Source organism: Streptomyces sp. NPDC051636 (assembly GCF_044453765.1).
GTDB lineage: Bacteria > Actinomycetota > Actinomycetes > Streptomycetales > Streptomycetaceae > Streptomyces.
In genome coordinates this window covers 273,610-297,727 of the sequence record NZ_JBITDA010000007.1, presented here as the reverse complement: position 1 = coordinate 297,727, position 24,118 = coordinate 273,610, and the positions used below count along the sequence as shown (strand labels likewise).

At 73.4% G+C, this 24,118-nt stretch carries 20 protein-coding genes and 1 pseudogene; 10 read left to right on the top strand and 11 right to left on the bottom strand.

Annotated features, from left to right (window positions below; genetic code table 11):
- Positions 1–64: 64 nt before the first annotated feature.
- Positions 65–616 (bottom strand): ATP-binding protein, encoded by a 552-nt coding sequence (locus tag ACIBBH_RS16345; RefSeq protein WP_399405002.1) that lies wholly within the window; start codon positions 614–616, stop codon positions 65–67.
- Between the two features lie 192 nt (positions 617–808).
- Positions 809–1,132 (bottom strand): hypothetical protein, encoded by a 324-nt coding sequence (locus ACIBBH_RS16340; RefSeq protein WP_399405000.1) that lies wholly within the window; start codon positions 1,130–1,132, stop codon positions 809–811.
- Between the two features lie 429 nt (positions 1,133–1,561).
- Between ACIBBH_RS16340 and ACIBBH_RS16335 the strand changes: the two genes are divergently transcribed.
- Positions 1,562–2,686, top strand: a complete 1,125-nt coding sequence (locus ACIBBH_RS16335) for a PLP-dependent cysteine synthase family protein (RefSeq protein WP_399404998.1) — start codon at positions 1,562–1,564, stop codon at positions 2,684–2,686.
- A 48-nt stretch (positions 2,687–2,734) separates the two neighbouring features.
- A pseudogene (locus ACIBBH_RS16330) lies at positions 2,735–2,986 on the top strand (Imm7 family immunity protein); the annotation flags it as partial.
- Positions 2,987–3,130: 144 nt separating this feature from the next.
- Here the strand turns inward: ACIBBH_RS16330 and ACIBBH_RS16325 are convergent.
- Together ACIBBH_RS16325 and ACIBBH_RS16320 are read right to left on the bottom strand one after the other, a co-directional pair.
- Positions 3,131–3,595: an SRPBCC family protein gene (locus ACIBBH_RS16325; protein ID WP_399404996.1), complete on the bottom strand. Its 465-nt coding sequence runs from the start codon at positions 3,593–3,595 to the stop codon at positions 3,131–3,133.
- A 70-nt stretch (positions 3,596–3,665) separates the two neighbouring features.
- Positions 3,666–4,496, bottom strand: a complete 831-nt coding sequence (locus ACIBBH_RS16320) for a DeoR/GlpR family DNA-binding transcription regulator (protein WP_399404994.1) — start codon at positions 4,494–4,496, stop codon at positions 3,666–3,668.
- A gap of 284 nt (positions 4,497–4,780) precedes the next feature.
- Between ACIBBH_RS16320 and ACIBBH_RS16315 the strand changes: the two genes are divergently transcribed.
- Positions 4,781–7,144, top strand: coding sequence for a hypothetical protein (locus tag ACIBBH_RS16315; protein WP_399404992.1), 2,364 nt, complete (start codon positions 4,781–4,783; stop codon positions 7,142–7,144).
- Here the strand turns inward: ACIBBH_RS16315 and ACIBBH_RS16310 are convergent.
- The 4 genes from ACIBBH_RS16310 to ACIBBH_RS16295 all read right to left on the bottom strand — a co-directional run bounded on the left by ACIBBH_RS16310 (position 7,114) and on the right by ACIBBH_RS16295 (position 11,801).
- On the bottom strand, positions 7,114–9,549 hold the full coding sequence (locus tag ACIBBH_RS16310; RefSeq protein ID WP_399404991.1) for a right-handed parallel beta-helix repeat-containing protein: 2,436 nt from the start codon (positions 9,547–9,549) through the stop codon (positions 7,114–7,116). The genes ACIBBH_RS16315 and ACIBBH_RS16310 overlap by 31 nt on opposite strands.
- Positions 9,550–9,707: 158 nt before the next feature.
- A complete protein-coding gene (locus ACIBBH_RS16305) occupies positions 9,708–10,310 on the bottom strand; it encodes a hypothetical protein (RefSeq protein ID WP_399404989.1) in 603 nt (200 codons plus the stop codon).
- Positions 10,311–10,427: 117 nt separating this feature from the next.
- The gene (locus ACIBBH_RS16300) at positions 10,428–11,327 is read right to left on the bottom strand and encodes an MOSC domain-containing protein (protein ID WP_399404987.1); all 900 of its coding nucleotides are present in this window, start codon (positions 11,325–11,327) and stop codon (positions 10,428–10,430) included.
- Between the two features lie 42 nt (positions 11,328–11,369).
- Positions 11,370–11,801 carry a DUF6643 family protein gene (locus ACIBBH_RS16295; RefSeq protein ID WP_399404985.1) on the bottom strand — a complete coding sequence of 144 codons (432 nt, stop codon included), beginning with the start codon at positions 11,799–11,801 and terminating at the stop codon, positions 11,370–11,372.
- Positions 11,802–12,107: 306 nt separating this feature from the next.
- Here ACIBBH_RS16295 and ACIBBH_RS16290 point away from each other — a divergent pair, with 306 nt between their 5' ends.
- Positions 12,108–13,415, top strand: a complete 1,308-nt coding sequence (locus tag ACIBBH_RS16290; protein WP_399404983.1) for a TerD family protein — start codon at positions 12,108–12,110, stop codon at positions 13,413–13,415.
- 15 nt (positions 13,416–13,430) lie between these two features.
- On the opposite strand, the gene ACIBBH_RS16285 is transcribed toward ACIBBH_RS16290, so the two are convergent.
- Positions 13,431–14,624 (bottom strand): glycosyltransferase, encoded by a 1,194-nt coding sequence (locus ACIBBH_RS16285; protein ID WP_399405128.1) that lies wholly within the window; start codon positions 14,622–14,624, stop codon positions 13,431–13,433.
- A 54-nt stretch (positions 14,625–14,678) separates the two neighbouring features.
- Between ACIBBH_RS16285 and ACIBBH_RS16280 the strand changes: the two genes are divergently transcribed.
- Together ACIBBH_RS16280 and ACIBBH_RS16275 are read left to right on the top strand one after the other, a co-directional pair.
- A complete protein-coding gene (locus tag ACIBBH_RS16280; protein ID WP_399405126.1) occupies positions 14,679–15,449 on the top strand; it encodes a glutamate racemase in 771 nt (256 codons plus the stop codon).
- 107 nt (positions 15,450–15,556) lie between these two features.
- Entirely contained in the window at positions 15,557–16,102 is a 546-nt protein-coding gene (locus tag ACIBBH_RS16275) for a hypothetical protein (RefSeq protein ID WP_399404981.1), read from the top strand.
- Positions 16,103–16,167: 65 nt separating this feature from the next.
- Here the strand turns inward: ACIBBH_RS16275 and ACIBBH_RS16270 are convergent, their stop codons facing one another.
- Positions 16,168–17,163, bottom strand: a complete 996-nt coding sequence (locus tag ACIBBH_RS16270) for an O-antigen ligase family protein (RefSeq protein WP_399404979.1) — start codon at positions 17,161–17,163, stop codon at positions 16,168–16,170.
- A 288-nt stretch (positions 17,164–17,451) separates the two neighbouring features.
- On the opposite strand from ACIBBH_RS16270, the gene lnt reads away from it, so the two are divergent.
- The 4 genes from lnt (at position 17,452) to ACIBBH_RS16250 (ending at position 22,521) form a co-directional block, all read left to right on the top strand.
- Positions 17,452–19,062: an apolipoprotein N-acyltransferase gene (gene lnt, locus ACIBBH_RS16265; protein WP_399404977.1), complete on the top strand. Its 1,611-nt coding sequence runs from the start codon at positions 17,452–17,454 to the stop codon at positions 19,060–19,062.
- A 68-nt stretch (positions 19,063–19,130) separates the two neighbouring features.
- Positions 19,131–19,640, top strand: coding sequence for an NUDIX hydrolase (locus ACIBBH_RS16260; protein WP_399404975.1), 510 nt, complete (start codon positions 19,131–19,133; stop codon positions 19,638–19,640).
- Between the two features lie 54 nt (positions 19,641–19,694).
- On the top strand, positions 19,695–20,498 hold the full coding sequence (locus tag ACIBBH_RS16255; RefSeq protein WP_399404973.1) for a 3-hydroxybutyrate dehydrogenase: 804 nt from the start codon (positions 19,695–19,697) through the stop codon (positions 20,496–20,498).
- Positions 20,499–20,574: 76 nt separating this feature from the next.
- Positions 20,575–22,521 carry a helix-turn-helix domain-containing protein gene (locus ACIBBH_RS16250; protein WP_399404971.1) on the top strand — a complete coding sequence of 649 codons (1,947 nt, stop codon included), beginning with the start codon at positions 20,575–20,577 and terminating at the stop codon, positions 22,519–22,521.
- 44 nt (positions 22,522–22,565) lie between these two features.
- Here ACIBBH_RS16250 and ACIBBH_RS16245 read toward each other — a convergent pair whose 3' ends face one another.
- Positions 22,566–23,954, bottom strand: coding sequence for an MFS transporter (locus tag ACIBBH_RS16245; protein ID WP_399404969.1), 1,389 nt, complete (start codon positions 23,952–23,954; stop codon positions 22,566–22,568).
- Positions 23,955–24,118: the final 164 nt, after the last annotated feature.

Below are 24,118 nucleotides of genomic sequence, written 5' to 3'. Positions count from 1 at the left end.
CTGCCCACCGCTGCCCCGAGCAGAGCCCCGCCCGAGCCGCCCGCCGGCGCCCCGCCCCGCCCGGTCACCCGGCAACGGCCGACCGGGCGGGGCTGCGGGCCGGAGCGGGTGCGGGCGCACAGGCCGCGGGCTCCACTTCGATCTCCTCGAAGCGGCGCGCGGTCACCTCGGTGGTCGCGCGTCGGGGCGGACGGGCCGGCTGCTTGTCGGCCGGTGACGGCGCCGGCAGCGTGAACCACACGACCTTGCCCTTGTCGCCGTCCGGCCGCACCCCCCAGCTCTCGCTCACCGCGGCCACCATCGCGAGCCCACGCCCGCAGGTGGCGAGCGGCCCGATGTCCTTCATGTCCCCCACAACGGGCAGGCGCGGATCGTGGTCGCGCACCGACACCATGAGCCGGTCGAGGAGCAACTCCATCTCCACCGTGCACGTCTTGTCGGGCTGGGCATGCCGGTGAACGTTGCTCAGCAGCTCCGTCACACCGAGCGCGGCTCGGTCTATCAACGGGTCCAGATGCCAGTAGCGCAACTGCGCAGATACGATTCTGCGGACCTGGCCGATCCGCGACGGCAGGGCTTGGAGCTCCACCGTGCAGTGCCTTGGCTGACTGATCACGGCTGCGACTCCCCGATGTGAGGTCCGGAGGAACCCGGAGAACACGGAGAACGGATCCAGCAGGGTGCTTGCGTCCAAACGTCCGCCTGCTGTCGTGGCCGGCGGGCTGGTTCGCAGCGTTATCGCCGGTAAACCCAGAGTGACGTGGAACCAGAGTGACCCAGGGGGCGTGGTCCCGCAACTCGCCGCGGCTCAGCCGCCGTGCCCGGCGGCCCGGCGTACGGCCTCGATGAACCGGCGTGCCGCGGGCGGCCCCGTCTCGCCCGGAGCGGGGTCGTGCTCGCCGAGGGTCAGCAGGTACCGCTTGCCGTTGAGGTCGGCCAGGGCCCGGTCGTCCGGGGCGAACCAGGGCTTGGAGGCGCGCACCGCCTGTACCGGCGCGCTGTCGATCTCGCTGCCGTAACTGGTGAGCAACTCGAGCCTGCCGTCGCTGATCCGGACCTGTCCGGCCCGGGTGAGCGAACGCAGCCGCTTCCCGATCCGCACGCCCGTGGCCGTGAACTCCGGCTCCGCCATCCTTCGCCGCCCCCTTGTGCGCGTCGCTCGGGCCGGACCCCCGTCCCACCGGGTCGTGAATCCAGCCCTGCCCTTCGTGCATCCGTGTGAGCCAGTGTGCCCCCGTCCGGGACCTCGGCCTGTCGTCGGGTTCCCGCCTTCCGGCGGCGCCCGGCTCGCCGCATGCCCGACAGGCCCGTTCCGTCCGGTGCAGTCTGCCCGCGTGCGGCGCTGAGCACCAGTACGCACGGGGCGCGTGCGACCGGCGCCCGGAGCACTCGCGTGAATGCGCCCCCATCGGCTCGCAAACGTTCGACGGGCCTGCCCCAGGGCTCCCTTTGGGCGGCTCAAAGATGCGTTTATGCAGGTGGGAAGCGGTGCGGAAGGTGCCTATGATCGGTGTACCGGCCGCGCGAGGCGCCGTCGGCGCGAAGCGTAAGGAGCCCCGCCGTGAGCACCACCCCACGTACCCGGACCGGCGCCACCCTCGACGTCGACCGGAGCGATGTCGCTTACCGCGACTGGCTGAAAGAGGCCGTCCGCAAGGTCCAGGCCGACGCCAACCGCTCGGCCGACACGCACCTGCTGCGCTTCCCGCTGCCCGAGCAGTGGGGCATCGACCTGTACCTGAAGGACGAGTCGACCCACCCGACCGGCAGCCTCAAGCACCGCCTCGCCCGCTCCCTGTTCCTCTACGGCCTGTGCAATGGCTGGATCCGTCCGGGCCGCCCGGTGATCGAGGCGTCCAGCGGCTCGACGGCCGTCTCCGAGGCGTACTTCGCCAAGCTGATCGGCGTGCCCTTCATCGCGGTGATGCCACGCACGACGAGCGCCGAGAAGATCCGCCTGATCGAGTTCCATGGTGGGCGGTGCCACTTCGTCGACGACCCGCGCACGATGTACGAGGAGTCCGCCCGCCTGGCGGCGGACACCGGCGGCCACTACATGGACCAGTTCACCTACGCCGAGCGGGCCACGGACTGGCGCGGCAACAACAACATCGCCGAATCCACTTTCCGCCAGCTGGAGTTGGAGCGGTTCCCGGAGCCGGCGTGGATCGTCGCCACCGCGGGTACCGGCGGCACCTCGGCGACGCTCGCGCGCTACGTCCACTACATGCAATATGACACCCGCATTTGTGTCGCCGATCCGGAGAACTCGTGTTTCTTCGAGGGCTGGACCACCGGCGATCCGGACGTCACCTGCGACTGCGGCTCGCGCATCGAGGGCATCGGCCGGCCCCGCATGGAACCGAGCTTCGTGCCCGGCGCCATCGACCGCATGATGAAGGTCCCGGACGCCGCCAGCGTCGCCGCCGTACGGGCCCTGGAGCGGGCCATCGGCCGTAAGGCGGGCGGCTCCACCGGCACCGGCCTGTGGAGCGCCCTGAAGATCGTCTCCGAGATGGTGGCCGAGGGCCGCACGGGCAGCGTGGTCACCCTGCTGTGCGACCCCGGGGACCGCTACCTCGACAAGTACTACTCGGACGCCTGGCTGGCGGAGCAGGGCCTGGACATCACGCCGTACGCCGCGGTGATCGAATCGCTGCTGCTGACGGGCGTGTGGCCGGACTGACCCGTCCGCCGCCCCGGGGCAGGAAGGACGACGCCGTAGGATCACCACGTGTTCGAATACCACGGCTGGATCACCGTCCGGGAGAGCACCGGCGACGACGACGAGGTCCGGCTGCGGCGGATCGTCGACGGGCTCCGGGCCCACGTGGCCGAGCTCGCCAGCCCCTACCTCCTCGACCTGCGGTGGATGAACGGAGAGGTGTTCATCCACCTGGGAGGCCACGCCAACCACCGCTCCGGCGACGTCGGTGACCTCCTGGCGCACGTGGGAGCGGTGGCATCCGGGTCCTACGGGCTCGTCCACATCCGCGACGACGAGGATCCGGGTCACGGCAACGAGGTCCGCGTCCTCCGACTCGCCGGGGCAGGGTCACCGAGCACACGGAAACGCTGCTGTCACCGTGCGTCCCCACGCTCGAGGACCCCCTCGTATGCGAACCGGGTCCTAGCCGGCCAGCCGACGGTCCAGTGCCGTGACCGCGTCGCGGAAGGCGCGGCCGACGCCCGGGCGGGCGAGGACGCACACGAGGCGGAACGCGGCCGTTCCGTCCAGAGCGAAGGCCATCCGCACCCGGGTCCCGCCCCCGGCAGGGGCCAGCCGCCACTCCTCGGCCCAGGCCCGGGCTCCCGGGACGTTCGTCACGTCGACGCGGTAGGCGTACACCTCGGGCGCCCTGGCGGCCAGCACCGACTCCTCGAAGCGCGTGCCGCCCCTGAGCCGGATCTCCCGCCCGCCCTCGGTGGGCCGGGCGGACGTCACCGCCGAGAACCACTGCGCCCAGCCCGGGACGTCCTCGGCGAGCGCGTGGAAAACAGCCTCCGGCGCGGCGGCCATCTCCCGCGCGAACACCAGCCGTACGGGGGCGGTCCCGACGAAGTCGGTCCCCACCGGGCGCAGACGGTGAGCCATGGACGACAAACCCCCTGTGACAGCACGAGAGGCAACGGGCTGTAGGCCCGTCACCCTAGCTGACGACCTGTCAGATGTCTGCACCCTCGTCGGGCTCGCCCGCCACCACCAGCCGCCGCAGGTGCTCGGCGATCTCCGCCCGCGCCTCGGCGGGCAGGCCCGCGTCGGTCACCAGCGTGTCGACCTGCTCCAGCGCGGCGAACGAACTGAGGCCCACCGTCCCCCACTTGGTGTGGTCGGCGACCACCACGACCCGCCGCGCGGACTGCACCAGCCGCCGGTTGGTCTCGGCCTCCGCGAGGTTCGGCGTCGACAGCCCGGCCTCCACCGATATCCCGTGCACGCCCAGGAACAGCAGGTCGAAGTGGAGCGCCGCGATCGCCTGGTCGGCGACCGGCCCCACCAGCGAGTCGGACGGGGTGCGCACCCCGCCGGTCAGCACGACCGTGGCCGCCCCCTGCCTCTGTCCCGAGGAGCGCTGCGCCGCGTGGAAGACGTCCGCGACCCGCACCGAGTTCGTCACCACGGTCAGATCGGGCACCTCGACCAGGTGGTGGGCCAGCGCGTAGGTCGTCGTACCGCCCGACAGCGCGATCGCCGTACCCGGTGTGACCAGCTCGGCGGCGGCCCGTGCGATGTCCTCCTTGGCGGTCAGCTCCAGACCCGACTTCGCCTCGAAGCCGGGCTCGTGCGTGCTCGCCTCGACCACCGGCACCGCACCGCCGTGCACCTTCTCCAGCACCCCCTGGCGGGCCAGGGCGTCCAGGTCGCGGCGGACGGTCATGTCCGACACGCCGAGCTTGCGGGTCAGCTCGTTGACCCGCACACCGCCGCGGCGCCGGACCTCGTCGAGGATCAGGGCGCGCCGCTGCTCCGCGAGGAGGTTCTGATTCTCGCTCACGTACGCTCCGGTCCTTTCGCGTCAGCCGTCCGCCCTTCGCACCGGCTCCGACCAGGATGTTCCGTCCGTCCCCGATGCGGGGGCGTCCCATCTTGTCACGGGAGGGCCCAGGTCGCGCCAGTGCCCGCACGGACGCGCACATGCCGTCCGGGCACCGCGGGTGCCGCCGTATTCACACGGATCGGGGAGATTCCGTGAGGAGTGGTGTACGTCACAGCGCAAACGGTGATCCTGGTGCTCGCACGGACACATGCCGTCGGCGCGTCACGGGGGAAGTGCGAACAGTGGAACGTGCACAGGAACCTGCCACCGCGGGCGGGGGCAACGGCCTCACCGCGCGGCCCGAGGACACCGGTGCCGCCCTGGAACTCCTCGTCCACGGAGTCGGGGGCACCACACCCGGGAAGATGCTCGACGATCCGCGCACGGTGCGGATCACCGGCGACGACACGGCGGCCGTCTTCCGGCGCGCCCAGGACCTCGACGCGGAGGCGAGACCCGACGACCGCCGGGGCGGACCCGTCCCGGAGGCGTACGTCTGGTGCAACCTCACCTCCGGCAACGGCGCCCGCGCCCTGTGGCTGTTGTTACTCCCCTTCATGGTGGCCAACCTCGCCCACTGGATGCGCCCCGCCGCACCCGGCCGCACCCGGACGGTGCGCCTGTACGGGCTGCTGGTGCGGCTGGCCGGCCTCACCCTGACGGTGCTGATGGTCGCGGCGGCCTGCGAGGTCGCCCTCGACCTGGCGGCCTGGCAGTGCGCGGGCGTCGGCCCCTGCGCCCGGCGCCACTCCTGGCTGGGCTTCCTCTCGCCCGCCGTCTCCGGCGGAGGCTGGTGGAGCGAACCGGGGCGGCGGCTCGCCGTGGCGGCCCTGGTGCCGATCGCGCTGACCACCCTGCTCTGGTACCTCTCGCACCGCACCTGGAGCGCGTACGAGTCCCAGAAGCCGCTCGACCGCGCGCCCGAGCCCGACGCGGAGACCGGCCCCACCTCGCTGGGCCGCCCCGGCTTCTGGTACGGGCGCCGCCTGGTGGCCCGGCTGCGCGCCGCCCACACCGCCGCGGGTCTGCTCACGGTCGCCACGGCGGTGCTGGTCCCGGCGGCCCGCTTCGACCACCGGCCCGGCGGGCCCGCCGCCCTGGACACGCTGGGCCGGCTGCTGGCGGTGGCGCTGCTCGCCTGGGCCGCCGCCACGGTGGCCGTGGTCTGTCGCCGTGGCCGCAGCGAGGACCGCCTCGACCAGGAGCTCGACAAGCACCTCGTCCGACGCCTGCCCCTCGGCGCCCTCCTCCTGCTCGGCTTCGCCCTGCTGTACGCCGGCTGGTCCCGGCCCGACTGGCACTCCTCCGGCCGGCTGCCCGGCGACACGGCCTTCGCGGGTCTCGCCCTGGCCCAGGGCCTGCTGGTCGTCGCCCTCGGCGTGGTGGCGTACCTGCTGCACCGCACGGCACCCGACCCCCGCGCGGCCATGCACGGCCTCGGCGGACCGGCGGTCGCGCTGCTCGCCTGTGCGCTGGGCGGCGTGATCTCGGGCGGCGTCGCCCAGCGCGTGGCCGACTGGCTGGACGGCACCGGCGTCGCCCTCGACGGTCCACCCGTGCTGCTGACCTGGCAGGCGTCCGTGATCCCGCCCCTCCTGCTGGTGCTGCTGGCCCTGGCCGCCCGGCTGGCCCGGCGCACCAGCCGGTTCGCCCGCGCCGAGCGGGGCCGGGTCGAGCGCGAGCACCGGGGAGAGCCGGAGGACACGGCACGCACCCGCCGCATCGCCCGCGCCCGGGCGATGGCCGCCCTCACCGACCGGGCACCCCTGATCGTCGGCGTCCTCTGCGCCGCCACCCTGTTACTGGGCGCCGGGGCCCTGGTCGGCGCCCAGGTCACCGACCGGCCCCCCGGCGAGGCCGCGCGGCGGGCGTACGACGTGGTCCGGGGCGCGGCCGAGACCTCGCAGGCACTGGGCTCCTGGCTGGTCGGCCTCGGCTTCATCCTGTTCGTCACCTGGGGACGGCGCGCGTACAAGGACGCCTCGGCCAGGCGCACCATCGGCATCCTGTGGGACGTCGGCACCTTCTGGCCGCGCGCCGCCCACCCCTTCGCACCGCCCTGCTACGCCGAGCGCGCCGTACCGGACCTGACCTGGCGGATGGACACCTGGACGCGGCGCACCGGCGGACGTCTGGTGCTGTCCGGGCACTCCCAGGGCAGCGTGCTCGCGGCCGCCGCGGCCTGGCAGCTCCCGCCCGCCGCCCGGGGGCGGGTCGCCCTGCTCACGTACGGCTCCCCGCTCGAGCGCCTGTACGGCCGCTGGTTCCCGGCCCAGTTCGGCCCGGCCGCGCTCGCCTCACTGCACCGCGAGGTCGCCTGCTGGCGCAACCTCTACCGGCTCACCGACCCCATCGGTGGCCCGATCCGCCTGCCCGGCGACTGCGGCCCCGCGGTGGATCACACCCCGCTCGACGACCCCCTGGCATACGGCCGCACCCCCGAGCACCCACTGCCCGCGCCCCTGCTCGGCCACTCCGACTACCAGGCCGACCCGGTGTTCGCCGAGGAACGGGCGCGGCTGCTCGCCCGGCTGCGCCCCGACCTGCCGGGCCCGCGGCACGTGGACGGCGAAGCTCAGGGCAGCTCGGGCAGGTCCTCCGCGTAGAGCAGGGTCAGGTCGTCGGTGGTCGGCTCCTCCAGCTGGGCGACCCGGCTCGCGTGCCGCTCCACCATCGCCTCGAAGGTCTGGCGCGCGGTACGGCCGTTGCCGAACGCGGGGCCCTTCGGGAGGGCGGTGAAGTACTTCAGCAGGGCCTCCGGCGCGCCCGGGGCCAGCCGGTACTCGTGCTCGTCCGCCTGCTGTTCCACGATCCGCAGCAGCTCGTCGGCGCCGTAGTCGCTGAAGGTGATGGTCCGAGAGAAACGCGAGGCCACACCCGGGTTGACGGAGAGGAACCGCTCCATCTCCGCCGTGTAGCCCGCGACGATCACCACCACCGCGTCCCGGTGGTCCTCCATCAGCTTCACCAGCGTGTCGATGGCCTCCTTGCCGAAGTCACGGCCGGCGTCCTCCGGCGACAGCGCGTACGCCTCGTCGATGAACAGCACCCCGCCCCGGGCCCGTTCGAAGGCCTCCTGGGTGCGGATCGCCGTGGAGCCGATGTGTTCGCCGACCAGGTCGACCCGGGACACCTCGACGAGGTGGCCCTTTTCCAGCACCCCGAGGGAGGCGAGGATCTCGCCGTAGAGCCGGGCGACCGTGGTCTTGCCGGTGCCGGGGGAGCCGGTGAAGACCAGGTGGCGCTTGACCGAGGCCGCCTTCAGGCCCGCCTGCTGCCGGCGCCGGCCCACCTCGATCATGTCGGTGAGGGCGCGGACCTCCCGCTTGACGCTCTCCAGGCCGACCAGGGCGTCGAGTTCACCGAGCACGGCCTTGGACGTCCGGGCCGGCTGCTCCGATGCCGCGGCCGACGGCGGTTCCGGGTCGCCGGTGCGCTGCCCGGGGATCAGGCCCAGCAGGCCGGGGGACTGGCCCGCCGCCTGTACGGCCGCCTCGCGCGTCGCGGGCGGCCTCGGACCGCCGCTCTCGTCGCTGGTGCAGTCCTCCACGACCGGACCGCTGCCGGGCACGGCGTCCGGCCCGCCGTCCGCGAACTCGTACCCGCCGCGCGCGCACCTCTCCGTGCGGCACTTCTTCAGCGTCGTACGGCAGCCGTCGATGACGTGGAAGCCGTACCCGCCGCTGCCGGTGACCCGGCAGCCGAGGAAGCTGCCCCGGCCCCCGGCCGACACGTAGAACCCGGCCTCCGCGGGCGAGTCGACCGTGCAGCGCTCGATGACGGGGTCGGCGCCCTTGGTGACGATCACACCCGTCTGGGTGCCGTCCACGGTGCAGTTGTTGAGCGTGCCGCCGCTGCCGTGGTCACGGAACCAGGCGCCGGTCGCCGCCTCCCGGATCCGGCAGTCGTCGAGCTGCGCGGTCGCCCCGTCGCTCACCGACACGGCCGTGTTGCGCACCTGGGTGAGGTCGCTGTCGACCACGTCCGCGCGCGAGCCGCGGTCAAGGACGAACAGCGCGTCCGGCACGTCGTGCACCCGGCACGAGTCGAGCACCGCGGTGGCGCCGTCGCTCACCCACACCGCCGGGTAGTCGCCCGTGCTGTCGAAGATCTCGCACTGGTTGGCGTCCACACGGGTGCCCGGGTCCCATACCGACAGGCCGTTGCGCCCGAACTGACGCACCGTCGTCCGGGTGAGCGTCAGCACCGAACGCGAGCGCAGGTCGACCGCGTTCTCCGGGATGTCGTGGATCCGGCAGTCGGCGAGCGTGAGCACGGCGTCCGTGTCGAGCGTGACGCCGTCCGCGGTGGTGCGGTGCACGTCGCAGTCGGTCAGATGCGCGGTGGCCCGTGCCGTCACCTGCACCCCGGAGCCGCGCACCTCGTACACCTCGCACCCCACCGCCTCCAGCGCGGAGTTGTCCCCCGTCACGGTCAGGCCCGGGCCCGAGGAGTGGTGCACCCGGCAGCGCTCCAGCCGGGGGTGGCCGCCGCCGCGCACCGACACGCCCGACTGGCCGGCCGCGACCACCTCGCACTCCTCGAACACCCCGCCTCCGCCGTCCAGTACGGCGATGCCGACGCCGGCGGGGTTGTCGACGGTGCAGCGGCGCACGGTCGGGCGGGCACCGCCGCGCACCTCGATCCCCGCGGCGGACCGGGTGACGACCCGGACGTCCATCAGCTCCGGCGTGCCCTCCTCGACGAGCAGCGCGGGCGAGGCCGCGTCCTGGCCCTCCACGTGCAGGTCCCGCACCACCGCCGAGGCGCGCACGGTCAGCGGCACCCCGTCCGGTGGCGCGATGCGCACGGAACCGGGCGAGCCCTCGGGGCCGCGCAGCGTCACCGCCCGCTGGACGACGAGGTTCTCCCGGTAGGTGCCGGGGGCGACGGTGAGGACGTCACCGTCGGCCGCGGCCTCCAGGGCGGCGGCGAGCGACGCGTACTCACCCGTGCGGCGCCGCCACCGCGATGTGCCGGTGTGCGTCACCTGGACCGTGCCCTGTGCCATGGCGTTGCTGTGCCCCCACCTCGTCGTATTGATGGCTCGTTCGCCGTCGGGGCGCCAAAGCCCCTGCAGGTCGCTCGCACGCGGGTTGTTGCCGAAGGGTTCGGCCGGTCCACCGTAGCGTGCGGGCGAGCGGTGGGTTGACCAGAGCCGGAAGGGCGTCAGCTGCCGGTGCCGGCCTTGCCCCAGTCCGGGCCCGCCCGGTCCCAGGCCTGGTCCCAACGCGCGTACCGGCGGCGGACCATGCGCCAGACGATCAGCCGTCTGCCGCCCTCGACCGCGCCCGCGGTCAGCATCGCCGCCCCGAACCCGGCGAGCACGGCGTGCGTCGTCGCCGTCGCCGAGTCCAGCGGGCGGGTGACCATGTGCCCGTGCTGGTCCGTCCAGAGTCCGAAGTGGTCGCCGGGGTGCGGGGACTTCAGGGGTATCAGTACGGTGCCGTGCTGACGGGTGCCGTCCGGGGCGGTCCAGGCGGCCAGGACACGGGTGCGGGTGTCGTGCGCGGTGGTGTCGGGGTCGGGCTCCAGCGCGGCGCGGTCCAGCTTCCGTGTCACCGTTGCCGTCACGAGGTGACGGGAGTGGCGCTGCTCGCGGACGGACCGCTGGAGGGAGTCCTGGGCCACGGCGCCCACGAGCGAACCGATCACGGGTGCGGCCACCGCGATCAGCAGCAGGGCCACGAGGGCCACCCAGGCCTCGATCAGATCGGTCGTACGGCGCAGCGGATTGTTCCGCCAGCGCCAGAGTCCGCCGATTGCCCGCACCGTCCCGCACCCCCTTCCCGCTCCGTGATAACCCCCGGCGGAGCCGTTCACCCGCGGGCCCGGTCGAAGAGAGAGCGAAATCACCTCTGCCCCCGACCGGGACCTCTCACGAACTTCTCACGGCCCTTCAACGACCCGGATCGGCCCGGCGGTTCCCGCCCGCCGGCCCGATCTCGGAGTCCCGGTCGAGTCCTGGTCGAGGATCCGCACCGGGTCGCCAACACGGATGGTGCCGGGGGCCTGGGGCACCAGGTTCTGACCGAAGACCAGCTGGTTGCCGAACCGGCGGTACCGGCCCAGGGTGCGCAGGGGTTCCCGGCCCCGCTCGGCGGTTCCCTGGTCGGTCGTGGTCACGACGCACCGCCCGCACGGCTTGGTGACCCGGAACACCACCTCGCCGATGGAGATACGCGACCAGTCGTCCTCGGCCCAGGCCTCGGTGCCCGCCACGACCACGTTCGGCCGGAAGCGGTTCATGGGCAGCGGGCCCTCGTGGGCGTGGTCGCCCCGCGCTACGAGGGAGTTCAGGGCGTCGAGGGAAGCGGTGGTGGTGACCAGCAGCGGAAAGCCGTCGGCGAAGCTCACCGTCTCGCCGGGCAGCGCGTAGTCCGGATCCACCGGGCGGCGGGTGGCCGGATCGTCCATGTGCACCAGGCGGACGGAGGTCCCCAGATAGCCGGCGCACCAGGCGTGCGCGGCGTCGTCGGCCGGCACGGCCTCCACCTTGGTGCCGAAGATGTCCGTCGTCACCGTGGCCGCCGGCGGTGGCACGGACACCGTGAGAGGCGCCCGACCGGGCGCGGACAGACGAATGCCGCCGCCGGGCACGAGCTCGGCGGCGGCCAGCGCGAGGCGCGGCTGTTCGCGCTGTGTGACGACCTTTCCCCCGTCGTCGATCAGCGTCCAGCGCCGGTCTCCGGCCAGCCCCCAGGGCTCCACCGCGGCCTCCCGGGGCGAGAAGCCCCGGAACGCCTTGACCGGATGAACGTGGATCGACTGCAGTTCGGCATTCCCCATGAAGTCATCGTGCCAGGCGGCACCGACAACCGGGGAGGCCGGTCAGTAGCCGCGGTACTGCTGGTTGTTGTACGGCTCCTGGTAGGGAGCGGCGGGCCGCGGGGCCGCGGGGCGCATCGCCTCGTAGCCGGTGCCCTGCGCCATCGGGCGCGGCTGCTGCGGGTGCGGGCCGGGGTAGCCCCGTGGCGCGCCGGCCTGCTGCGGGATGTAGGCCGTGGGCGCCTGCTGCAGCGGGGCGTGCTGCTGCGCCTGCGGATAGCCGTAGGCGGGGGCCTGCGGGGACGGGCCCGACGGAAGCGCGGGCAGGGCCGACGGAAGCGCGGGCAGGTGGCTGCCCGAGTCGTACGCGGCGGGGACCCGGATCGGGGCGATCTGCGGGGTGCCCCGCTCGGCCACGAGCGAGTCGTAGATCGGAGTGTCCGGGAAGGAGGCGGAGTAGTAGCCGCCACCATAAGTGGAGCGGGGGGAGGTCATGGCACATAAGTTAAGCCCACGATGTGCTGGTTGGGGAGACCGATAAGAGGGTTGTTTTCCGTGTCGGCGGTGACTGGGCACCCCCAATCCGAGCGAACTCGGCGAAATGGGGCGTCCCTCAGGGCTTTGATCTTGTAAAAGCCGAGTTCCGGGCGGGTTACCGGTGGTTGGACACGGCCTTCCTGTGTTCCTCGTGGGCGTTCACCGTCCCTGGGAAATAGGTTGGCCGGGTAGGGATGGCCCAGGGATGCAAGGACGGGCCGGGACGCGGCCCGGTGGCGACCCATGATGGGGGCGGACATGTCAATGCCGAAAGGATCTAATGCGCCGGTGCCCACGACGGCCCTGCGCGTCGAATTGGGCTGGCGCTCCGGACCGGGCGTCCCGGACGCGGACGCCTCGGCGCTGCTTCTCGCGGCGGGAAAGGTCCGTTCGGACGGGGACTTCGTGTTCTACAACCAGCCCGCGCACTCCTCCGGCGCGGTGCGGCACGAGGGCAAGCGGAATGCCGGCGGGCGGGTGACCGACACTCTCTTGGTGGACCTCGCGCGCGTGGAGGGCGCGGTCGAACGGGTGGTCCTCGCCGCCTCCGCGGACGGCGGGACCTTCGGGCAGGTGCCCGGCCTCTGCATCGAGGTCCGGGACGCCGCCCAGGACACGGTGGTCGCTCGCTTCGACAGCCCGGGCGCGACCGTGGAGACGGCCTTCGTCCTCGGGGAGTTCTACCGGCGCCAGGGCGGCTGGAAGTTCCGTGCCGTGGGGCAGGGCTACAGCAGCGGACTGGAAGGCCTGGCCACGGACTTCGGCATCACGGTGGACGAGCCGCAGCGTCCGGCGTCACCCGCGGCCGCCCGGCCCGCGGCGCCGGCTGCGGCCGCAACTCCGGCTCTGCCGACCGCTCCTGCGCCTCCCGCCGCCCCGCCGATGCCCTCCGCCCCGCCCGTGACGTCACGGGTGACCGCGCCACCACCTCCGGCTCCGCCGTCCCAGCCCGTCCGCCTCGGCAAGGTGACGCTCACCAAGGCCGCCCCGTCCGTGTCCCTGGCCAAGCAGGGCGGCACGTCCGGTGCCATGCGGGTCAACCTCAACTGGCAGACGCGCAAGCAGTTCTCCGGCTGGGCCGGGCGGCGCGGCGCCGACCTCGACCTCGACCTGTGTGCCCTGTACGAACTGGCCGACGGCCGCAAGGGAGTCGTACAGGCCCTCGGCAACGCCTTCGGGTCCCTGCACCGGCCGCCGTACATCCACCTCGACGGCGACGACCGCACCGGCGCCGTCGCGAGCGGTGAGAACCTCACCGTCAACCTCGACCACCAGCGCGACTTCCGGCGCATCCTCGTCTTCGTGACCATCTACGAGGGCGCCAGTTCCTTCGCCGACCTGCACGCCACGGTCACCCTCCAGCCGCAGCACGGCGCCCCGATCGACTTCTCGCTCGACGAGTGCACGGTCCCGTCGCCGGTGTGCGCGCTCGCCCTGATCACCAACACGGGCGGCGACCTGGTCGTCCGGCGCGAGGCCCGCTACCTCGTGCCGGAGCGCGGGGTGAGCCCCCAGCGGACCGTCGACCGCGCCTACGGGTGGGGCATGAACTGGACGCCGGGCCGGAAGTAAGGGGCAGAGGGGAGGTCAGCCCTCGTCCGGCACGGCGTCCGGGCGGGTGTACGTACGGCCCTTCCAGGCCGCCCCGCGCCCCCTGTAGTGCTGCACCGCGGAGTCGACCGTCATGAGGAGGTACAGCAACGCGGTGAAGGGGAGCAGGGGAGCGAGCCACAGCGGCTGCCGGTAGTAGCGGAGCATCGGGACGTACGTGGCCGTCATCACCAGCCACGCCGCCGCGCCGGTCACCCCGACCGCCGTACTCCCCGCCGCCACGCCGGCGACCACAGCCGCGGGGGGCACCAGGTACACAAGGACGAGCCCGGTGACCGTACCGAGCAGCAGCAGCGGGTTGTGCCGCAACTGCGCATAGGCGCTGCGCGAGACCATCCGCCACAGGTCGTGCAGCCGCGGATAGGGCCGCACGCTGTCCACCCGGTCGGCCAGGCCCAGCCAGATGTGGCCGCCGCCCGCCTTCACGGCCCGCGCGAGCGCCACGTCGTCGATGACCGCGTGCCGGATGGCGTCCGGGATCCGCGCCCGCTCGGCCGTCTCGGCGCGCAGCAGGACGCAGCCGCCCGCCGCGGCCGCGGTACGCGACCCCCGTACGCCGATCCGGCGGAAGGGGTACAGCTGTGCGAAGAAGTAGACGAACGCGGGCACCACCAGCCGCTCCCACAGGCTCTCCACCCGCAGCCGGGCCATCTGGGAGACGACGTCGAAGCCGCCGGTGCGGGCCGCCGCGACCAGCCGGCGCAGGCTGTCCGGGGCGTGCGCGATGTCCGCGTCCGTCAGGAGCAGGTATGCGGGGTCACGCGCGCGTGCCAGGGCGATGCCGTGGCGTACGGCCCAGAGCTTGCCCGTCCAGCCCGCGGGCGGCTCACCGGGGGAGTCCACGGTCAGCGGCAGCCCGCCCCGGTGCCGGGACAGCTCGCGGGCCAGGTCCCCGGTACCGTCGGAACTGCCGTCGTCGACGAGGAAGACCTCCGCCCGTCCCGGATAGTCCTGCGCCAGCAGCGACGGCAGGCTCGCGGGCAGGACCGCGGCCTCGTCGCGGGCCGGTACGACGACACACACCGAGGGCCACTCCCCGGGGTCCCGGCGCGGCGGCAGCCGGACGTCCGTGCGCCAGAAGAAGCCCTGGCAGAGCAGCAACCACAGCCAGGCGGCGAGGGATACGGCGGCGGTCCACACGATGGCGCTCACGCGCGCAGTCTGCCCCACCGGAGGGGCCGGCAAGGGCGCATCGTCTATCGTAGCCGGGTGAAGATCGCGCTCATGGACTCCGGAATCGGGCTGCTGGCGGCCACCGCCGCGGTACGGCGCCTGCGACCCGACGCGGACCTCGTGCTCTCCCTGGACCCGGACGGCATGCCCTGGGGGCCGCGCACCCCCGAGGACCTCACCCGGCGCGCGCTCGCCGTCGCCGAGGCCGCCGCGGCGCACCGGCCAGAGGCGCTCATCATCGGCTGCAACACGGCGACCGTGCACGCCCTGCCCGCCCTGCGCGCCCGCCTGGAACCCGGCATCCCGGTCATCGGCACGGTCCCGGCGATCAAGCCGGCCGCCGCCGGCGGCGGTCCCGTCGCGATCTGGGCGACGCCCGCCACCACGGGCAGCCCCTACCAGCGGGGACTCATCGACGACTTCGCCGACGGCGTACCCGTCACCGAGGTGCCCTGCTGGGGGCTCGCCGAGGCCGTCGAACGCGCGGACGAGGCCGCCATCGACGCCGCCGTCGCCGCGGCCGCCGAGCTCACCCCCCACGAGGTGACGACCGTCGTCCTGGGCTGCACCCACTACGAACTGGTGGCGGAACGCATCCGCGCCGCCGTGCAGCGCCCCGGCGCCGCACCGCTCGTCCTGCACGGCTCCGCCGGCGCGGTGGCTGCCCAGGCCCTGCGCCGGATCGGTGCCCAGCCCGCTTTCGAGGCCCCGGCCGAGGGCACGCTGACGGTGCTGCTGAGCGGCCGGGAGGGCGAACTTCCCGCAGCCGCGCTGAACTACGCCGAGGGGCGGCTCCTGCAGGCCGTCAGCCCGGCTCGCTGACCGGCCGTGACGGGTCGGACGCGTCCGGTCCGCCGCCCGGGTGCGTGATCCGGTCACGCTGCGCGACGCGGTACCCGCGCAGCGAAACCTGAGTAGTCTCTATAGACATGAGGCACCACCCCCACGACGACAGCGCCCCCCACGCCGACGTTTGGACCGGCCGGGCCACCAACCGCGTCCAGTGGCTGCTGGCGCTGGCCGGCGCGGCCTGCTTGGCACTCGGCATCGAGCTGGCCGTCGACTCCGCCTGGACGTCCGGCATCGCCCCGCTGGTCATGTCCGTCGTCGGGTGCATCGCCGCGGGGCTGCTGGTCCTCTTCGGCACCCTGGCGTTCGTGCACGTCGCCCTGAGGGTCGACAAGGAGTGCCTCGAGGTGCGCTGCGGCCACATCGGCGTGCCGCGCCGCCGCATCCCGCTCTCCCAGGTGGCCGGCGCCGAGTTCGACCCGCACGTCACCCCGCGCCACTGGGGCGGCTGGGGGTACCGCTGGCGGCCCGAGAAGGGCACCGCCGTCGTCGTGCGCCGGGGTGAGGGCATCGTGCTGCGCCTGTGGGACGGTCACACGTTCACGATCACCGTGGACGACGCGGAGTCGGCGGTACGCGTCATCCGCGACCGGCTGGGCAGGGCCACCCCTGGTACGGCGCACTGAGGCCGGCCCTCTCCGGTACGGCGCACCGCGGCCGACCGCCTCGCGGCCGGCGGCTGCTCGCCTGATCACCGTACGAGGGCGTCCTCGTCGCTTTCCGGACCGTCGGTCCCGAGCGGCCGGGCCGTGGCCAGCCCGGCCAGCAGCCCCGCGCCCGCCGAGACCGTGGTGAAGCTCAGCGCGTCACCCGCCGCTGCGATCGCGGCCAGCCCGGTCAGGGCCGCGCCCGCGGTGAGCGCGACCGGTGTGGAGCGGGGTGAGCGCCACAGGGCGTGCAGGACCCAGCAGAACGCCGCCGCGAGCAGCAGCACGCCGACCAGCCCCTGTTCCGCCGCCTGCTGCAACGGCGCCGAGTGCGGCTTGCCGTCGGGCCAGAGCGTCTGCGGCGCGGTGGGGCTCAGCTCGCCGAACCGGCCGGGTCCGACGCCGAGAGCCGGGTCCCGGTAGGTCAGGTGCAGGGCGTCGTGCCACAGCTGGATGCGGCGCGGAGTGAGCCGGCCTTCGAGGGACGCGGTGAGCCCGGCCGGCAGGACGTTCCCGGCGACCGTCCAGACCGTCCCGGTCACCAGGGCCGTCGCCAGAGCCAGGCCCGCGATGCCGAGGCCCCGGTGACGCATCCGGCCGACGGCGAGCGAGCACAGCAGGACGGCGCAGCCGATGGCACATCCGGTGGCCGACCCCACGGCGGCCCCGGTCACCGCGATCCCGACGGCCAGCAGCCGCAGGGCGAGGCGCAGCGCCGGAGCGGGCGTGGCCCAGGCCGCACAGCAGGCGGCCCCGACGGCGAGGGTCAGCAGTGCCGCGGTGGCGCCGGCGTGACCGAGCGGGGTGGCGGCCTCGGGGCCTGCGGCGAGGTGCGGCACGGCAACCGCCAGGCCGAGCCCGGCCAGGGCTCCGGCACAGGGCGCCGCGACCGGCAGGAGCGCGCCGGTGATCCGGCCCGAGGCGTAGCCGGCGGCCACCGCGAGCACCGCGAGGAGGGCGCCCTCTGGGCGGCCTCCGTGCGCGGCCGCGCTGATCAGGGACCAGGCGGCGCAGGCCCCCAGCACGATCACGCCGGTCACGTCAGAAACGTTTCGTCTGTCGCTGTCCGTCTCCGCTCGCGCCGCGGACGCCGTCTGCGTGGATCCCACCCGTCGCTCCCCGTTACCCGGTCCCCCGACCTGTGGCAGACCCCGGCCGCCCGGGCACTGACCGGCCGCACGACAGAGGCTGGGGCACACCGTAACGGTTCATGACCCTTTTGTGGACGAGTTGCGCAGGAAAGATGCGGTTCCTGACCGTAGGTGTGCCGTGCGCCGCCCTCCGGACCGTGCTGTCGGCGTCAAGGTCGCCCGCCGTAGACTCCCGGGGTGACCGTCACCGCAACCTCCGTGGACCAGTCCGACCAGCTGCAGCCGCGGACCCTGCCCACCAGACTCGGCAACCGGCTGGCCCGTCTGATCCCGGCCGCCACCGCCGCGCTCTGCGGCGTACTGCTCTACGTCAGCTTCCCACCCCGCACCCTGTGGTGGCTGGCGCTTCCCGCCTTCGCGGGCTTCGCCTGGGTCCTGCGCGGCCGGAGCTGGAAGGCGGCCCTGGGCCTCGGCTACCTCTTCGGGCTGGGCTTCCTGCTGCCGCTGCTGGTGTGGACCGGCGTGGAGGTCGGCCCGGGACCCTGGCTCGCCCTGGTCGCCATCGAGGCGGTCTTCGTAGCGCTGGTCGGTGCCGGCATCGCCGCGGTCGCCAAGCTGCCCGCCCGGCCGGTGTGGGCGGCCGCCGTATGGATAGCGGGCGAGGCGGTACGCGCGCGTGTGCCCTTCCGTGGCTTCCCCTGGGGCAAGATCGCGTTCGGTCAGGCGGACGGGGTTTTCCTGCCGCTCGCAGCGGTGGGCGGGACCCCGGTGCTCGGCTTCGCGGTGGTGCTGTGCGGCTTCGGCCTGTACGAGGCGGGGCGCCTGGTCGTGGAGGGGCGCCGGACCCGGGCCGTGCGGCGTTCGGCAACGGCGGCGGCCCTGCTGAGCATGGCCGTTCCGGTCGTGGGAGCGGTCGCCGCCCGGCCGCTGGTGAGCGACAGGGCCGAGAACGGCACCGCGACCGTCGCGGTCATCCAGGGCAACGTGCCGCGCTCCGGTCTGGAGTTCAACGCCCAGCGGCGCGCCGTCCTCGACTACCACGCGCGCGAGACCAGGAAGCTGGCCGCCGACGTCAAGGCGGGCAAGGCCGCCAAGCCGGACTTCGTCCTGTGGCCGGAGAACTCCTCCGACATCGACCCCTTCGCCAACGCCGACGCGGCCCTCGTCATCGACGAGGCGGCCCGGGACATCGGCGTCCCCGTCTCGGTCGGAGGCGTCGTCGAGAGGGACGGCAAGCTGCTCAACGAGCAGATCCTGTGGGACCCGGCCAAGGGACCGACGCAGACGTACGACAAGCGGCAGATCCAGCCGTTCGGCGAGTACCTCCCGCTGCGGTCCCTGCTCGGGGCCATCAACAAGAACTGGACCACCATGGTCCGCCAGGACTTCAGCCGGGGCACCAAGCCCGGCGTGTTCGGCATCGACGGCGCCGAGGTGGGTCTCGTCACCTGCTACGAGGCCGCCTTCGACTGGGCCGTACGGTCCGAGGTCACCGACGGCGCGCAGATGATCTCCGTGCCCAGCAACAACGCGACCTTCGACCGCAGCGAGATGACCTACCAGCAGCTCGCGATGTCCCGCGTCCGTGCCGTCGAGCACAGCCGGACCGTGACCGTGCCGGTGACCAGCGGCGTCAGCGCGGTCATCATGCCGGACGGGAAGATCACCAAGAGGACCGGCATGTTCGTGCCCGCCTACCTGGTCCAGAAGGTGCCGCTGCGCACCTCCGAGACGCCCGCCACCCGGCTCGGCATCCTGCCCGAGCTCGCCCTGGTACTCGTCGCCGCGGGCGGGATCGGCTGGGCGGTCGTGGCCGGTGTACGGGGCCGGCGCGCCGCCGACGCGTAGCGGTACGCCGGTCGTGCGCCCCGCCGAAGGCGCCGGAGGAACCGGAACCGGCCCGTTAGGGTCGGGCCATGGCCACTCCCGAGTTCATCCATACGCTCCGCGCTTGTGCGGGTCACCAGTTGCTGTGGCTCCCCGGGGTCTCCGCCATCGTCTTCGACGACGAGGGCAGGGTGCTGCTGGGCCGCCGGTCGGACACCCGTAGATGGTCGGTGATCGGCGGCATCCCGGATCCCGGTGAGCAGCCGGCGGCCTGCGCCGTACGGGAGGTGTACGAGGAGACGGCGGTGCGCTGCGTCGTCGAGCGGGTGGTGCTCGTCCAGGCGCTGGATCCCGTCACCTACGACAACGGCGATGTCTGCCAGTTCATGGACATCACCTTCCGCTGCCGGGCCGTGGGCGGCGAGGCGCGGGTGAACGACGACGAGTCGCTCGAGGTGGGCTGGTTCGAGGTCGACGCCCTTCCGGAGCTCAACGAGTTCGGGCTGTTCCGGATCAAGCAGGCCCTGTCCGACGCACCCACGTGGTTCGACTCCGGGGACCCCGGCTCCATGGACCCTGCCTCTACGACCTCCGGCTGAAGTGTGTGGCGGGACCACATGTGGCGGGCGCCCAATGCTGCCTAGGCTGAGGCCATGACCTCGCCCAGCGCCCCGCCCGGCCCCGCCCATGCCCTCTCGCTCGACCTCGGCGGCCGCACCGCCCTCGTCACCGGCGCCGCCGGCGGCATCGGCCGCGCCTGCGCGCTGCGGCTGGCGGCCGCCGGGGCCAAGGTGAGAGCCGTCGACCGGGACGCGGCGGCCCTGGACGCGCTGGCCGAGCGGGCCCGGGATCTGGCGGGCACCGTTGAACCACAGGTGCTGGACCTCACCGACCTGGACGCCGCGGAACTCGCCGCCGCCGGCACGGACGTGCTGGTCAACAACGCCGGGCTGCAACTGGTGCGCCCGATCGAGGAGTTCCCGCCCGACGTCTTCCACACCGTACTGACCGTGATGCTGGAGGCGCCGTTCCGTCTCGTCCGCGGCGCCCTGCCGCACATGTACGGACAGGGGTGGGGCCGGATCGTCAACGTGTCCTCCGTCCATGGACTGCGCGCCTCGGCCTACAAGTCGGCGTACGTGGCCGCCAAACACGGCCTGGAGGGACTGTCCAAGACAGCCGCCCTGGAAGGCGCGCCCCATGGTGTCACCTCCAACTGTGTGAACCCCGCCTATGTGCGCACCCCCCTGGTCGAGAAGCAGCTCGCCGGCCAGGCACGGGCGCACGGCATTCCCGAGGAGCGCGTGCTGTCCGAGGTGCTCCTGCAGGACAGCGCCGTGAAGCGGCTCATCGAGCCGGAAGAGGTCGCCGAGGCCGTGGCGTACCTGTGCAGCCCACAGGCGTCCTTCGTCACCGGCACCTCGCTCGTGCTCGACGGCGGCTGGACGGCCCATTGAACAGCCCGGCGCCCGCGGCCGGGGAAGTTTTCCACAGGCCTGACGGGACAGCCGGACGATACGGAATCCTGTGAGCATGTCCCGCGATCACGTGCAGTCCGCCGAGCGTCCCGCCGGCGCCGCCGCCCTCCCCGGTGGCGGCCCCGAGGCGCCGTTCCTCGAGCTGCTGGCCCGCGGTGCCTCGGCGGACGCGTACGAACAGCCCGTGCTGCTCGCCCGCGCCGAAGGGCAGCCGGCCGACCGGATCGCCGCGCTGGAGGAGACCAAGGTCCTCGCGCTGCGGGTCCGTGCGGAACTGGAGGGACGGCGACGGCGCGAGGCGGAGCTGTCCGCGCTCTTCGAGACCGCGCACGACCTGGCGGGCCTGAGGGACCTGGACGCCGTCCTGCAGGCGATCGTGCAGCGCGCCCGCTCCCTGCTCGGCACGGACGTCGCCTACCTCAGCCTCAACGACCCGGCCAGGGGCGGCACCTACATGCGGGTGACGGAGGGCTCGGTCGCGGCCCGCTTCCAGCAGCTGCGGCTGGGCATGGGGGAGGGGCTCGGCGGACTTGTCGCCCAGACGGCCCGGCCGTACGTCACCGAGGACTACTTCAAGGACGACCGCTTCCAGCACACGCACGCCATCGACGCGGGCGTGCGCGACGAGGGCCTCGTCGCCATCCTCGGGGTGCCGCTGACGCTCGGCCCGCACGTCATCGGCGTGCTGTTCGCCGCGGACCGGCGGGCACGGGTCTTCGAACGGGAGCAGATCGCGCTGCTCGGCTCCTTCGCCGCCCTCGCCGCGGCCGCGATCGACACCGCGAACCTGCTCACCGAGACCCGCGCGGCCCTCTCCGGACTGGAGCGCGCCAACGAGATCATCCGGGACCGCAGCGCGGTCATCGAACGCGCCTCGGACGTCCACGACCGGCTGGCCGAACTCGTTTTGCGCGGCGGCGGGGTCCACGACGTGGCCGCCGCGGTCTCCCAGGTCCTGGACGGAACGGTCGAGTTCGCCGAGGCCCGGACAGCACCACCGCAGGCACTGGAGGCGTCCCGGGCCGAAGGGCACGCCGTCCGGCACGGGGACGACTGGATCGCCGCGGTCGCCGCCGGCGGCGAACTCCTCGGCGCACTGGTCCTGTACGGCCACCCGGGCCTCGACCCCGTCGACCAGCGCACCCTGGAACGCGCCGCCATGGTCACCTCGCTGCTGCTGCTCGCCCGCCGCTCCGCCGCCGAGGCCGAGCAGCGCGTCCGCGGTGAACTCCTCGACGACCTCCTCGACGCCCGTGACCGCGACCCGCGTCTGCTGCGCGAGCGCGCCTCCCGGTTGCACGCCGATCTCGACGCCACCCAGGTCGTCCTCGCCGCCCGCCCGGACGGCCCGGCGGCCGGCGCCGACCAGGAGGCCGACGCACGGCGCCGTCTGTGGGCCGCCGCCTCCCACCTCGCCGCCACCCGGCAGGGCCTCGCCGCCGCCCGCGACGGCGGCACCGTGCTGCTGCTGCCCCTCGCCCCCGGCGAGACCGCCACGGACCTGGCCCGCCGCACCGCCCGCCAGCTCGGCACGGCCGTCCACGAACCGGTCACCGTCGGCGCCTCCGCCCCCGTCGCCGGCCTCGCCGCGCATCCGGACACGGTGGCCGCCGCCTATGCCGAGGGCCGCCGCTGCCTCGACGCGCTGCGCCTCCTCGGCCGCTCGGGGGACGGCGCCGCCGCCGAGGACTTCGGCTTCCTCGGCCTGCTCCTGGCGGGCGAGCGGGACGTCGCCGGCTTCGTCGAGCGCACCATCGGCCCGGTGGTGGCCTACGACGAACGGCGCGGTACGGAACTGCTGCGCACCCTCGACGCGTACTTCGCGTGCGCCATGAGCCCGGCCCGCACCAAGGACGAACTCCACGTCCATGTGAACACGGTCGCCCAGCGACTGGAGCGGGTGGGCCGCCTCCTCGGCGACGACTGGCAGGACCCGGTTCGCGCGCTGGAGATACAACTGGCCCTGCGCCTGCACCGTTTGGCGATACCGGCACGGCACTGACCCCCGCACGGCAGACCGTACGGGGGCCGGTTGCCGCAACCGGATCAGAGGGTGCGGGCGCCGGCAGCCGGGCTCGGGACGGCGGCCTCGATCCCGGCCGCGTCCCCCACCTCCGCGAGGTCCCGGTGCCGTGTCTCCTTCGCCGCTCCCACGGCGACCAGCGTCACCAGCGCCGCCGCGATCACGTACAGCGCGATCGGGGTCGAGCTGTCGTAGTCCGAGAGCAGGGCCGTGGCGATCAGCGGTGCGGGCGCGCCGGCCGCGACGGAGGCGAACTGGGCGCCGATGGAAGCGCCGGAGTACCGCATCCGGGTCGCGAACATCTCGGAGAAGAAGGCGGCCTGGGGCGCGTACATCGCGCCGTGCAGTACCAGGCCCACGGTCACGGCGAGGACCAGGTTTGCGAAGGTGCCGGTGTCGACGAGGGAGAAGAACGGAAACATCCACAGCCCGATCCCGGCAGCACCCAGCAGGTAGACGGGCCGGCGCCCCACGCGGTCGGACAGCGCGCCCCAGGCCGGGATGACGGCGAAGTGCACGGCGGAGCCGATGAGCACGGCGTTCAGTGCCGTCTGCCGGGAGACGCCGGCCGACGTGGTGGCGTAGACGAGGATGAACGCGGTGATGACGTAGTAGCTGATGTTCTCCGCCATGCGCGCGCCCATCGCCACGAGAATGTCGCGCCAGTGGTGCCGCAGAACGGACACGAGCGGCAGCTTCTCGACGCCCTCCGCGCGAGCCGCCTTACGGGCCTCGGCCCGTTCCAACGCCTCCCGGAAGACGGGCGATTCGTCCACCGACAGCCGGATCCACAGGCCGACGGCCACCAGCACGCCGGACAGCAGGAACGGAATCCGCCAGCCCCAGCTGCCGAAGGCGTCGTCCGACAGCACGGCGGTGAGCAGCGACAGCACACCGGTCGCCAGCAACTGCCCCGCCGGCGCCCCGGTCTGCGGCCACGACGCCCAGAACCCGCGCCGCCGCGCGTCCCCGTGCTCCGACACCAGCAGCACCGCACCACCCCACTCGCCGCCGAGCGCGAACCCCTGGACGAGCCGAAGCGCGGTCAGCAGCACGGGCGCGGCGGCCCCGACACTCGCGTGCGTCGGCAGCAGCCCGATCGCGAACGTGGCCCCGCCCATCAACACCAGACTCAGCACCAGCAGCTTCTTCCGCCCGAGCCGGTCCCCGTAGTGCCCGAACACCAGAGCACCCAGTGGGCGCGCCGCGAACCCGACCGCGTACGTCAGGAACGACAGCAGGGTGCCGACGAGCGGGTCGGAGTCCGGGAAGAACAACTTGTTGAACACCAGCGCGGCGGCTGAGCCGTAGAGGAAGAAGTCGTACCACTCGATGGTGGTACCGATGAGGCTGGCGGCGACGATGCGGGGGAGGCTGGCAGGGGGTGGGGGAGCGGGGGTTCCGGAGGCCATGTGCGCCACTTCCTCGTGTGCGGTGGGGACGGGTACGTGTCGGCACACAGTAGAAACATGCAGGTCAGGCGCACATGTGGCGGGGCAACACAGTTTGGGGGTTGGCTATGCGTTCCGCCACCATGCCTGCTCACGGAAGGGCGGTTCAGGGGCTCTAAGGTGGT